Origin of the sequence: Sarcina sp. DSM 11001 (assembly GCF_900101015.1) — a bacterium.
Lineage (GTDB): Bacteria > Bacillota > Clostridia > Lachnospirales > Lachnospiraceae > CAG-791.
In genome coordinates, this window is the sequence record NZ_FNFZ01000002.1 from 92,503 (window position 1) to 105,563 (window position 13,061).

A 13,061-nucleotide genomic window follows, 5' to 3' on the forward strand; every position below is an offset into this window, starting at 1 on the left:
CCCGGGAAGGATTAAGGGTATTCCCTGAGCGGCACTTGGAGGAGAGGAGTTTATGGGTGGAATAACATTTTTTGTAGATGCCATTTATGATGTTTACAACAAAGCGGTTCCTAATGTTGAAGAAGACCAGAAGCTCCCTGAAAGGGAGGTGCTGGACGAGGTGTGTCAGATTCTCCTTAATGTCGGATGCCTGCGCGAGGAAGGCCGGTTTCCTTCTTTCAGGGTTTGCTTTATCCCCCCGGAATCGAAATTTCTGGATGCTTATATCTACGCACACGTCCTTCTTTTCAATAAGCCCGTAGGTTTCAACACCAGGGAGATCCATAAGCTGGCCCCTGCACTGAACGCCGATATGAGTTACCTGATCGTGGATACCAGCAAAAGGCCCTTTATGGCAACGGGGATTCTTGCCGCTTATACCACCTGGGAGCGGATCATGACGAGGGAGCTCACATCCGGAAACAGGATGCCCAGGATCCCCAATATTCTTGTGAACGGTCCGGGGGAGCTGGGAGCCTGTTTCGGAGAAATTCCTTTCGTCAACTATCATGCAGGCAGCTGTGTCTTTTTCCGCACGGATACGTTTACGTCGACACTGATCGCAGACCAGCTCAGAGAAGGTACGACCGTACCTGAAAAAGAACGTCTCCGTCTCCTTTACAGGATACTCTGGCATGCGGGCAATTACGGACATGGCGGTACGGTCCTGATCGTTCCTTCCGAGGAGTCGTGCGCGGAATATATAGACATGAAATATCCTTTGCCGGGCCGGTATTTGTTCGAAAAAGAGAACCGGTCGGGGAAGCATTCGGAAATGATGGTCGAGAAGGAGACCGTCACCTATGCCGATCTGATCGCCAAGTTTACCTCTGTAGACGGGTCGGTTGTCCTGACTAAAGATCTTGATCTTGTGGGCTTCGGAGCGGAAACTCTTGTTGACAAGATGGAAAACAAACAGCCGGACATGAGGTTTATCGGATATAACGACTCCGAAGATAGTACTAAACTGTTCAAAGATTATGGAATGCGCCACAGGGCCGGATACAGGTTCTGTGATACTGTGGAAGGAAGTGTAGCCATTATTATTTCACAGGATGGTGTGATCCAGGCCTGCACAAAGCACGACGGTAAGGTCGTGGTTTATGATAATGTTGCGCTGCCGATGTTTTAGGAGCTGCTGAAAAAACAACCAGGGGAGCTTTAAAGCTCCCCTGTTCTTACCACTACAGTAGTTATGGATACTTGTGACAGTTAAATACTGCCGCATTTGGATTTATGCTGGTGCACATGCGGCTTTATCGGTTCAGTACCGTGCGGACAGCGCCGTACATGCCGGCATCGTTTCCAAGGACAGCGAGTTTGAATTCGGTGTCACGGCAGGCGTGGAAAGCCGCAGTGCGATAGTGTTTTGTGATAGCATCGATCAGGATCTGTCCGGCTTTGGAGACACCGCCGCCAATGACGATGACATCAGGGTCTACAACCGCGGTAATGTGGGCGAGGGCTGTACCGAGCATTTCTCCCAGGGTGTCGACCAGGCCGAGGGCGGCATCATCGCCGGCTTTGGCGGCGTCAAAGATCTCTTTGCTGGTGATTTCTTTTCCGTCCAGAAGGCTCGGCAGCTTTCGCTCTTCTTTAAGTGCGAGATGAGCCATACGGACAATACCGGTGGCAGAAGCATATTGCTCCAGGCATCCTTTTTTGCCGCAGCCGCAGACGGCGGTCTCGTCTTTCCGCATCTGGATGTGGCCGATCTCTCCTGCCGCACCGTGGCCGCCCGCAAGGATCCTGCCTCCGACGATGATGCCGCCTCCGACTCCGGTGCCCAGAGTCACCATGACGACATTCTGATGGCCTTCACCACCGCCCTTCCACTGCTCACCAAGGGCGGCGACATTGGCATCATTAGCTGCGACGACAGGAATACCACCCAGAAGACCGGAGAGCTCCTCAGCGACATTGAACACACCCCATCCCAGATTCACACAGCCATTGACTACTCCGTTCGCCAGAACCGGACCGGGGACACCGATGCCGACGCCTTCCACATCTTCGGGAGAGACATTGCGCTCTGAGAGTTTTCCCTTAATGGCAGCCGCGATATCCGGAAGGATCTGCACTCCGCCATTGTCTTTTATTGTCGGGATTTCCCATTTTTCAATTAAACTTCCATCATTTTTAAAGAAACCGCACTTGACGGTCGTTCCGCCGAGATCGATTCCGAAAGCATAGGGTTTCATCTTTGTTCTCTCCTTTCTGAAAACCTGCATCAGTGTTCTTTTGCCTGGCCTTTTCATTATACACGATTTTATCCGGAAATTTTACGGAATAAAAGACAAAACTTTACTATCGGGTCATTACCAGTGTAGAATGCTACAGTACACGCCCTATCCAGGGAGTGTACTGTAGCTTGCGAAAATCCCGTTCCAAATCGCTTCGCGATGGGGGGGTCGCCGTAGAACCCGGGCTTTTCGCGAAAAAGCCGCGAAAAAACACCGTTATCTCGAGTTTCGAGGGAGACTTTACTCCTGTAGAATGACACTTATATACATTACGGACTTATATACGTTATGGAAGAAAGATACATGGGGCCGGAGTATGAAATTGATCGTTGAATTGATCCGCCATGGAGAGACAGAGCTGCAGGCACAGGGACGCTATCAGGGCGCTGTTGATGTCCCTCTTTCCGGAGAGGGAAGACGAAAACTTTCTGCCGGGAGAGAAAGTTTGTCGACCGATGGGATATACCGGGATCCGGCTGTGGTATATGTTTCTCCTCTCAAAAGGGCAAGGGAAACGGCTTCAATCCTTTTTCCGGAGGCAGTTCAGGTTGTGATTCCGGGATTCTCTGAGATGAACTTCGGGAAATTCGAGGGCAGGAATTATAAAGAAATGGAAAATGATCCTGATTATCGCGCCTGGGTGGCGGGCATGTGTCTGGGAAAATGTCCCGGGGGAGAATCCAGGGATGAATTCTGCGCCAGGACCTGCGAGGCTTTTCTCGAAGTGCTCCGTCAGGTGCCACAGAATGCAACGGAGACTATTTATAGGAATTTTAATATAGAAACCGGGAAAACCTGGGAAAGTGGAGAAACCGGAGAGAGCAGGGAAACCTGGGAAAGTGGGGAAACCGGAGAGAGCAGGGAAACCGGGGAAAGTGGAGAAACTGGAAAAACCGGGGAAACCGGGGAAAGTGGAGAAACTGGAAAAACCGGGGAAAGTGGAGAAACTGGAAAAACCGGGGAAAGCAGAGAAACAGGGGAGAAGATTTCCCGCCTTGTAATTGTTGCCCACGGCGGCACGCAGATGGCGGTGATGAACAGATTTAACTGTGATCATTTTTCGGGAAAGGAAAGCAGAGAGAGCCGTACAGATGATTATTATTCCTGGCAGCTTCCCTGCGGACAGGGTTATGTACTCGAAGCACAGACAGATGGGAAGGAATGCTGTATCCGTGTACTGGGGATCCGGGACTATTGTAAGCCGCAGGAGCAGGAGCCCTTTGCCGGATAGATATGGTTCTTCCGCATCTGTTTGTATTTTTTGAAAACCCCGGGCTTCAAGGGAGCTGACCAGCAATAACCATGGGCTTTATTGGAATTGATCATTGATAACCCCCGGGCTTCATTGAAATTGATCATTGATAAACCCCGGGTTTCAAGGGAGCTGACTATCCTGCCGCAGCGGCTGCAGGATCACGCTCCATGCTTCAGCCAGTCGGTCAAGGCTCCATGCGGCATTGGCCGGGCTTGTGGAGGGCAGGGTGATGGAGTCTGCCGGGCAGGTGAGTTCGTCTTCGTTTTGCTTCAGTACCTTTTCCTGATATTTTCGATATAATCGTCCTGCAGTTTGTCCGTTGGTGTAGATCTGCCGGATGGGGGCGGCATTCAAAATGATTCGAAGGTCATTTGGCGTCACATTCCGGATGCTCGAATCGGAGGAGCCGCGGATCTCGCAGGATGCAATAACATCCCAGACAGCTATGTGGCGGCGCAGAAGCAATGCCCGTCTGTCCGGGATCGTCTCGGGGAAGGGTTCTTCGAGAAGCCTGCTCAAAACTTTCCAGAAGCGGTTCTGGGGATGCCCGTAAAAAAATGCGGTTTCTCTGGACTTGACCGAGGGGAAACTGCCCAGGATCAGGATCCTGGATTCATGATCATATAGCGGCGGGATCGGATGGACGATCAGACCGCTGTCTTCTTTTTTTATCATAAGATGATTCCTTAGTGATCAGTGAGTATTAACTGGAATTTTGCGATATTGCGATAAGGAAAATCCGCTGTTTTCTCTCTATATAATCTTATGATATAATCAAAATTGTTCCGGCACAAGGAGCGGTTTTTCTGAGAAACGAGACGGAAAACGGTTGGAAGACAGATGGGAATGGAAAAAAAGAGCGGAATTCATTATTACGAATCGAATGATTCTTTGAATATAGATCGCAGAGCGGGGACTGCAGCCGGAGATGAGCTGACAGCTGGTGATAGTTCTGGCTCTGATGCCGGTCATCGGGTCCGTATGGATAATAACGGACGGGAAGATCTTGATGTCCTTTTTCCTGCTTATGGAGAGAGACGGAATCAGGCTGTGAACAGAGCGCAGAGACAGGCAGGGGCGGGAACGGTTTCTCTTGGATATAGAAGAGCTGGTGCCGCGGCTTATGGCAGTGCGCCGAGGGGAAGGATTTCTTCTGCCGGTTCTTCTGCCGGCACTGCAGATCCGATTGATGCGGGAGCAGGGAGGCGTACCCGGAGCAGCAATACAGGACGCTCTGCCCGCGGCTATTCTTATGAAAGCAGAGATCCTTCCGGGGAAACGGTGATCAGGAGGCGTGCGCAGAGCAGCAATACAGGACGCCCTGGCCGCGGTTATTCTTATGAAAGTGGAGATCCTTCCGGGGAAACGGTGACCAGGAGGCGTGCGCAGAGCAGCAATACAGGACGTGCCGCCCGCGGTTTTTCTTCTGAAAATAGAGATCTTTCCGGAAATGCATATTCGTCCGGGAGCGCAGTGACAAGGAGACGTGCGCAGAATCGGAATGCAGAACGTACTGCCCGCAGTTATTCTTATGAAAATACGGATCTTCCTGAAGATGCAGAAGAGCAGATGCGAGCCCGCCGCCGTCGCCAGAGGGAGAAGCTGAGGCAGCAGCGCGCCAGAGAAGTCAGGAGAGTGAGGTTCCGGATCGCGATTGGGGCGGTTTTGGCGATTTTTATTATTTTTATGGGCTCAAAACTCATTAACAGGGCATGGGCTCAGAGCAAGCTCTCTGACTCTGTGCTCAGTTACAGATCTACCGTGGAGCATTATGCGCAGCAGGAAGGCGTCGAAGATTATGTGGACACTCTGCTTGCGATCATGATGGTGGAATCGGAAGGTCAGGGCAAGGACGTCATGCAGTCCAGTGAATCAAAGGGACTTGCGCGCAATTCACTCAAACCGGAGGAGTCCATTGAGCAGGCATGTATTTACTATGCAGCGCTGATCGAAATTTCCGAAGATCTGGGGATCGATGATGATAAAGCCCTTATTCAGGCTTACAATTTTGGCCCCGGGTACCTGAACTATCTCGCCGAGCATGGGGGAAAACACCGGCAGAAATACGCGATCGAATATGCCAAGGAGCTTTCGGGTGGAGAAAAGATCCGGTACCTGCACCTGTATGCGATCCGTAAGAACGGAGGATGGATCTATAAGTTCGGAAATATGTTTTATGATGCTCTTGTGGAACAGTATCTGTAGATCTGCAGGATGAACGAACTGGTAATATAGCAATGGTAATATAGCAATGTTGATCGGTACGTTAACCGGACTGCAGCAGTCAGGCAGTCTCATCAAAAAAGGAGAGAAAGAATGGCGGCTGTTCTGTCTAAGATTAATGATACTCTGTACACATGGCTTTTGATTTATCTGCTTGCGGGAAGCGGGATCTATTTTTCAATCCGGACCCGCTTCGTCCAGATGCGGCGGTTTAGAGATGCCCTGCGCTGTATGATGGAGAAAAAGGAAGGGGACAAGGGTGTCTCTTCCTTTCAGGCACTGATGATCGCCACGGCTTCCCGCGTCGGCACGGGAAACATGGCGGGTGTGGCGACCGCGATCATCATGGGAGGCCCCGGCGCGGCTTTCTGGATGTGGCTTATGGCGATTCTGGGTTCCTCGTCGGCGTTTGTAGAGAGTACGCTGGCGCAGATTTATAAGAAGAAAGAGGGAGATTCCTTTAAGGGAGGCCCGGCTTACTATATTGAGAGGGCGCTGCACGCCCGCTGGCTGGGCATTATTTTTGCCATTTCCCTGATCGCGACCTTTGCCTTTGGCTTTAACGGGCTGCAGTCCTATAATATCGTATCCGCCTTTGGCGTCTATGTGGAGGATCTCGAACACAGCATCCTGCCCACGGCGATCGGTCTGATTCTGGCCGTTTGCGCTCTGATCATTTTCTTTGCAGGAGACATTATCGGAAAGATCTCCTCGGTACTTGTCCCTCTGATGGCTGGTCTGTATATCCTGATCGGAATCTTTGTGATCCTGACCAACATCACGCGCATTCCGGGCGTGATGGCTGTCGTGCTGGCCAATGCATTTGATTTCAGGTCTATTTTCGGCGGCTTTGTAGGTTCCTGCATGGTGATGGGCATCAAGCGGGGACTGTTTTCCAATGAGGCGGGCATGGGCTCCGCCCCGAACGCCAGCGCATCCGCGACAGTTTCACACCCTGCCAAGCAGGGCCTGGCGCAGATCATTTCTGTTTACATTGATACCCTGCTGATCTGCTCCACGACAGTCTTCCTGATCCTGCTCACTGGTGACTGGTCGGATACCGGTTATTCGGGAATCCCGCTCCTGCAGCAGTGCGTAGCCCGGGTCATCGGACCCATCGGGATCCATTTTGTGACGGTCATCGTCTGCCTGTTTGCTTTTACCTCCATTATCGGTAATTATTTCTATGCGGAGGCAAACATCCTTTTTATCACAAAAAACAAAACAGCCATGACTGTTTTCAGGATCGCGGCGGCTGTCATGGTCTTTATCGGTGCACGCAACAGCCTGAGTGTCGCCTGGGATCTTGCGGATATTACCATGGGTCTCGAAGCGGTCGTCAACATCATCGCGATCCTGCTCCTGGGCCGCATCGCTTTTGCCGCACTGGATGACTATGAAAAACAGAAGGCGCAGGGCCTCGACCCCGTCTTTCACGAATCCAATATCGGCCTGAGCGACACGGATGTGTGGAAATAAGTTATTGTGTCCGGATAGAGACAGGTTATGCATACTGAGCGACACGGATGTATGGAAATAAGTAAATGTGTCCGGATAGCGACAGGTTATGCATACTGAGCGGCACGGATGTGTGGGAATAAGGGATGTCAGCCTTCCAGATAAAGCTCCCGGAGCTTTTCGCGTTCGTCCTGTGTGATCCCCAGGCCTTCGGACAGATAGGTGTCCATATTCGAATATTTTTGTTCAACTGTATTGTAGAAAGTCAGAATATATTCCTCTTCCGCGCTGAAAAGGTAGCGGAGGGATTCATCAGCGAGGGGACTGTCCGTCCCCTCTTGTTTTTTATACATTGCGGACAGACGGAGGATATCTTCAGCGAGGCATTCGCGAGTGTAGAGATAGTCTGCGATGATCTCTTCCCGGGAGACCCCAAGGAGCTCCAGAACGATCACTGTCGCGACCCCGGCCCTGTCTTTGCCTGCGGTGCAGTGCCACAGCACGGCTTTGTCCCGGGGGACTGTCAGCAGCCGGATAAATTTCGCATACTGGGAGAGGGCGTACTTACCCATGGCAAAGGAACTGTACATATCGCACATATACTCCTTTGCTTCTTTCGGTTTGTGCAGCAGGAGGGCGACGGCGCCCTTGTCGGATTCCTCCTCCCTGGTGATACCCGCTGTGAGAGAGTCCACTACGGGAATATGGTGGTATTCCACACCGGGGATCTCCTGGTCAGGCTGCTTGTTTCTCTCCTGGTTTGTGCGGAAGTCTACGACTGTACTGAGCATCTGTGAGAGCAGGAACCGGTCATCATCCGACAGATTAGCCAGGTGGCCGCAGCGGATCAGACGGCCCCTCCGGATCCGGCGGCCGTCCCCGGTCTGTATTCCGCCCAGATCCCGGATGTTGTGCAGATTATCAAATTTTAGCAGTGTACTAGGCATTTCTGATATTTCCTTTCATTTTCACTTCCATATTCATTTGTATCATTATCTCACGGAGCAGACAAAACAACAATCACCGGATTCTCCGGATAAAGCTGACGAAAGGAAGATTATGCTGAAAATTACCATAATTGTCTAAATTATCTGAATAAACAAATAATTTTAAAAAATATAGATATTTTTATTGACAATTCAGGCCTAAATGATATAATAAACACATCAAAACGATAGACGTTACCCGGGTAAAACATATACGATCGTCGATTGAAACTGTTGTTTAGCAAAACATTAAAAAGCAGTTCATTGTAAACGTCTTGAAGTATTTTATTTAAAATAGATTAGATTCATGATATGAAAAATAATCTGTTTGCCGTAACATTGGAATCTGGGTAAAGGAGGTACGGTCCGAAGAAATACTAAAGTTTCACCATCATTTTAACCAGACCAGTTTTTGTTTTCAGCAAAGATCAACCAGTTTGTAACCGTCGGAATCCAGGAGAGGAAGGTACGGACCAATTATCTAAGAATCTTTTTTCTCAAAACAATTCGAAAATCACCGATATTGTGAAGCGAGTTCGTTAAGGGGCAGGTTTGATAGATAATATATTAAGATGAAACAGGATCATCTACAAATATCGGTTGATTTGCGAAGATGAACTGCAGCACTATCGATATATAAGAGAACCAGTACATCCCATATGAGTGATGAAAAGAGTTCCGGGTACCATCTGCAGACGAGAAATGCAGGCGGGAAATAAGATCGATCATCCTGCAGTGAATCAAAAAAATTTAATACAGGAGGTACAAACCATTGGACAAGAATTCCTGAGAAGGGATGTTGATCGCAGGCAGAGTGGACAGCCGCACAACATCCCTTCTCTTTTTTTTGTGTCTTTTTTGGATATTCAAAGTTTTGGATATTCAAAGTTCTTTAGGGTTTGCCAAAGTTTTTTGTGTTTTTTTGTGTGGAGACTTTGTGGTGAATTTATTGTGGAAATGTGGAAATCTTTTTGAGAATAATGGATTAATCCCACATCCGCCTTGAAATCCCTGATGAATATGATAATGTAAGAAGCCAGAGAAAAAATGGACGGAAATGGACGAATTATCTATCTTTAAGAGGTGATTTCGATGTGTGGAATTTGCGGATTTACCGGTCAGAATGTTGACCGGGGGCAGGTGCTGACCGATATGATGAACCGGATCATTCACCGGGGACCGGACGGTGCAGGGCAATATATGGACGATGAGATCGCGATGGGCTTCAGACGCCTGTCGATCATTGATCTTGAGGGCGGGGATCAGCCTATGCGTACTGAAGACGGCAGGCTGGTCATCACTTTTAACGGGGAAATTTATAACTATCGTGAACTGCGGGAGGAGCTCAAGGGCAGAGGACACAGCTTCCGGACCAGGTCGGATACGGAGGTCCTGCTGCACGGGTACAGTGAGTACGGTGTGAAGATCCTTGACCGGCTGCGCGGAATGTTTGCCTTTGTGATCTGGGATACCCGGAAAAAGGAGCTTTTCGGTGCCCGCGATATGTTTGGCATCAAGCCTTTTTATTATGCGCAGGCAGAAGGAAGCTTTATTTATGGCTCCGAGATCAAGAGCATTCTGGAATATCCCGGATACGAGCGCGAAGTGAATCTGGAGGCACTGGAGCAGTACATGTCCTTCCAGTACTCGGTGCTCCCGGAGACTTTTTTCAAGGGGATCTTCAGGCTTCCGGCGGGACATTATATGATATGGAAGGATGGAAAACTGCGGACACGCCGGTATTTCGATCCCATGCTGACACCTGTGAAGGCAAAGGACAGGGAGAAAGAAGAAGGCAGGAAAACAGTCGGAGAGAAGGCTGTCGGGGAGAAAGCTGCCGGGGAAAAAGCTGCCGGGGAGAAAGCAGACAGTCATAATTGTATTGATGGATCTGGAGCCGGGCAGAGCGCGCACGACCGTCTCGTCGATGAGATCGACCGCGCTGTGCAGGAGTCGGTTCGCTACCACATGGTGAGCGATGTGGAGGTTGCCTCCCTCCTTTCCAGCGGAGTGGACTCCTCTTATGTCGCCGCGACCTTTAAGGGAGCCAAGACCTTTACGGTGGGCTTTGACTACGAGACCTACAATGAGATTCCTTATGCCGAGGCGCTTTCCGGCGAGGTCGGGATCAGGAATTACAGCAAGATCATTTCCACCCGGGAGTACTGGAAGGAATTTCCGAAGATCCAGTATTATATGGACGAGCCTCTGGCAGACGCGTCGGCGGCGGCGCTCTATTTTGTGGACCGCGAGGCGTCCAGGCATGTCAAAGTCATTCTTTCCGGGGAGGGGGCCGATGAGTTGTTCGGCGGTTATGTGATCTACCATGAGCCCTTTTCTCTCAATGCTTATCAGAAGATTCCGGCCGGAGTGCGCCGCGCCGCGGCCGCAGCTGTTTCCGTGTTGCCGGGACATCCCAAGGGGAAAGGCTTTATCATGCGGGGCGCGAAACCGGTCGAGGAAAGGTTTATAGGTAATGCCAATGTCTATACTGTAAAGCTGCGGAACAGGGTCCTCAGGCACACGACAAAGAATTTCGACCCGAAAAATCTGACCGCACCTTATTACAGACGGGCACGCCATCTGTCGGACACGGAAAAAATGCAGTACATCGACCTCAATTTCTGGCTCCAGGGGGATATCCTGCTCAAGGCGGACAAAATGAGCATGGCCCATGGGCTCGAGAGCCGGGTCCCCTTCCTGGACCGCGGTGTCTTCACGACGGCGAAAAACATCCCCCTTGAAGAAAAGATCAGCAGGACCAATACCAAAACAGCTTTCCGCGAGGCGGCGCGCAGATATATCCCTGAAGCGGCTGCCCAGAAAAAGAAACTGGGCTTCCCGGTCCCGATCCGCATCTGGCTCCGCCAGGACAAATATTACGGTATTGTCAAAAAGGCGTTCCTGAGCAAAGAAGCACAGCTGTTTTTCCATACAGAGGAGCTTATGAAGCTTCTGGACGCACACCGGGCCGGTCGGGAGGACTACAGCAGACAGATCTGGACCGTGTATACCTTCCTGGTCTGGTACCGCCAGTACTTTGTCCCCGGAGCCTGCTCCGTCACGATAGAAGATGAACTTGCCATGGAGCACATGCACGAGGAAAAAAACCGCGAAGCTCTGGAAGAAAGCGGAGCAGCAGCCCCTGCCCTGGCCCGGTGATTCCTCTTTGTTTGTGACGAGGAACAGAGAACAGGCTGGACTGACGTATGTAAGTCAGACAGACAATAAATAGATTAAGATGGGTGAACACCGCTAAAAAAACACTTAGCAGAACCAGGAAGGGGACGGTTCTTAGTCTCTGTCCCCTGTCTCTTTTCAGGCAGGTCTGTAACAGCAGCAGGGAACTGGTCTTTGTTCTGTAAAAAGAAGATTGCTATTTTTATCTTTCTGTGGGAAAATATTGGAAACGCGAAAGCAAGAAATAATGGAAATACAGGAGGCGGACTCAGTTATGGAACTTGGTGTTGTAGTAGGGATTGCGGCGATCAGCATTATGACCCTGATCGCAGTACTCATGGGCATTGTTGCGGCAGTTTCCACGGTCTCGGGAATTGACACACGGGACAATGAGGGAGACTGACTGAACGGCCTTGTTCAATAGAATCTCTGCCTGAGAATCTCTGCATGCCGTGAAGGATAAAGACTTATGTCCGAAGAATTTATGGACCACTCGTGATCAAGGGAATGATGATCAGGAAATTTATGATCATGGGATTTATGAGCAGCAGATGATAATAGTATGCCCCGGCGCAGGACCTGAAAGAGGAATCCAGCCGGGGTATTGTTGTGCAGGAATTTTCATTTCAGTTTTTACAGAGTCTCATAACGGCAGATATACACCATCAGAACAGCAGATATACACCAGACAATCAGCAGGTATGCGGCAGATAGCGATTTGACAGGAAGAAATAGTTATGCTCAGAGGCAATTTTCACACACACACTACGTTTTGCGACGGGAAGAACAGTGCTCAGGAAATGGTTGACCGGGCTCTGTACCTCGGCTTTACCCATCTGGGCTTTTCCGGGCATATGGATCCCGATATCAGGATGGATCTGGAGGCTTATGATAATGAGATCCGGCGCCTTCAGAATCAATACCGGGGGAAACTGGATATCCTCCGGGGCGTCGAGCTGGATCTGCTTTACAGCCCTCAGAACAGGCAGGAGCAAGAACTTCTGGAGGGGATGGAGTATCTGATCGGATCGGTGCATTTTCTGGAGATGGACGGAAGGGCGGCTTTTGCGGTCGATGATACAGCCGGGCGGCTGGATGCGGGCTGCAGAGAGTTTTTCGGCGGGGATTATTACCGCATGGCAAAGGCCTATTATGAGCAGGAGGCGCAGATCTTTGACCGGCTGCACTGCACATTTGCAGGGCATTTTGATCTCATCACCCGCTTTAATGACGACCGCCATGATCTGGATGAAAGCGACCGCAGGTATTATATGCCCGCACTTGAGGCGATGGAGTACCTGGTATCGAAAGAAATTCCTTTTGAGATCAACTGCGGGGCGGTCAACAGAGGCAGAAAGGCCGAACTTTATCCCAACCGCTTTTTACTCGGAAATCTGCGGAAAATGGGAGGACAGATCCTGATCAATTCGGATGCCCACCAGAAAGAGCTTCTGAACGGAGGATTTGATATTGCAGTGCGCACAGCTGTCGAGTGCGGATTCACCCATACCCTCTTTCTGGAACATGCCGGGGACGGCAGTGTGCGTTTCTGTCAGATTCCTCTGGATTGAAGTGCTGGGCGGAAATGCTGGACTGAAGTGCTGAACTGAAATACTGGGTTGAAGTGCTGGGCTGAAGTGCTGGAATGAAGTGCTGGGCGGAAGTATTTGAAGTTTC

Annotated in this window: 10 protein-coding genes; 7 read left to right on the top strand and 3 right to left on the bottom strand. The window is 50.3% G+C overall.

Going from position 1 to position 13,061, the window contains the following annotated elements; translation table 11 throughout:
* Positions 1-52 precede the first annotated feature (52 nt).
* Entirely contained in the window at positions 53-1,171 is a 1,119-nt protein-coding gene (locus tag BLT02_RS01260; protein WP_092991053.1) for a putative sensor domain DACNV-containing protein, read from the top strand.
* Between the two features lie 124 nt (positions 1,172-1,295).
* Here BLT02_RS01260 and BLT02_RS01265 read toward each other — a convergent pair whose 3' ends face one another.
* The gene (locus BLT02_RS01265; RefSeq protein WP_092991054.1) at positions 1,296-2,240 is read right to left on the bottom strand and encodes an ROK family glucokinase; all 945 of its coding nucleotides are present in this window, start codon (positions 2,238-2,240) and stop codon (positions 1,296-1,298) included.
* 358 nt (positions 2,241-2,598) lie between these two features.
* Between BLT02_RS01265 and BLT02_RS01270 the strand changes: the two genes are divergently transcribed.
* Entirely contained in the window at positions 2,599-3,513 is a 915-nt protein-coding gene (locus tag BLT02_RS01270; RefSeq protein ID WP_175453636.1) for a histidine phosphatase family protein, read from the top strand.
* Positions 3,514-3,657: 144 nt separating this feature from the next.
* Here BLT02_RS01270 and BLT02_RS01275 read toward each other — a convergent pair whose 3' ends face one another.
* Positions 3,658-4,212, bottom strand: coding sequence for a DNA-deoxyinosine glycosylase (locus BLT02_RS01275; protein ID WP_092991056.1), 555 nt, complete (start codon positions 4,210-4,212; stop codon positions 3,658-3,660).
* A 165-nt stretch (positions 4,213-4,377) separates the two neighbouring features.
* On the opposite strand from BLT02_RS01275, the gene BLT02_RS01280 reads away from it, so the two are divergent.
* Positions 4,378-5,742, top strand: coding sequence for a lysozyme family protein (locus BLT02_RS01280; protein WP_092991057.1), 1,365 nt, complete (start codon positions 4,378-4,380; stop codon positions 5,740-5,742).
* 111 nt (positions 5,743-5,853) lie between these two features.
* Positions 5,854-7,239 (top strand): alanine/glycine:cation symporter family protein, encoded by a 1,386-nt coding sequence (locus BLT02_RS01285; RefSeq protein WP_092991058.1) that lies wholly within the window; start codon positions 5,854-5,856, stop codon positions 7,237-7,239.
* A gap of 128 nt (positions 7,240-7,367) precedes the next feature.
* Here BLT02_RS01285 and BLT02_RS01290 read toward each other — a convergent pair whose 3' ends face one another.
* Complete coding sequence (locus BLT02_RS01290; RefSeq protein ID WP_092991059.1) at positions 7,368-8,165, bottom strand: tyrosine-protein phosphatase; 798 nt, start codon at positions 8,163-8,165, stop codon at positions 7,368-7,370.
* 1,131 nt (positions 8,166-9,296) lie between these two features.
* Between BLT02_RS01290 and asnB the strand changes: the two genes are divergently transcribed.
* The 3 genes from asnB to BLT02_RS01305 all read left to right on the top strand — a co-directional run bounded on the left by asnB (position 9,297) and on the right by BLT02_RS01305 (position 12,955).
* Entirely contained in the window at positions 9,297-11,366 is a 2,070-nt protein-coding gene (gene asnB, locus BLT02_RS01300; protein ID WP_092991061.1) for an asparagine synthase (glutamine-hydrolyzing), read from the top strand.
* A 292-nt stretch (positions 11,367-11,658) separates the two neighbouring features.
* Positions 11,659-11,787, top strand: coding sequence for a hypothetical protein (locus tag BLT02_RS18075; protein ID WP_278277364.1), 129 nt, complete (start codon positions 11,659-11,661; stop codon positions 11,785-11,787).
* 334 nt (positions 11,788-12,121) lie between these two features.
* Positions 12,122-12,955: a histidinol-phosphatase HisJ family protein gene (locus tag BLT02_RS01305; protein ID WP_092991062.1), complete on the top strand. Its 834-nt coding sequence runs from the start codon at positions 12,122-12,124 to the stop codon at positions 12,953-12,955.
* The last annotated feature ends 106 nt before the right edge of the window (positions 12,956-13,061 follow it).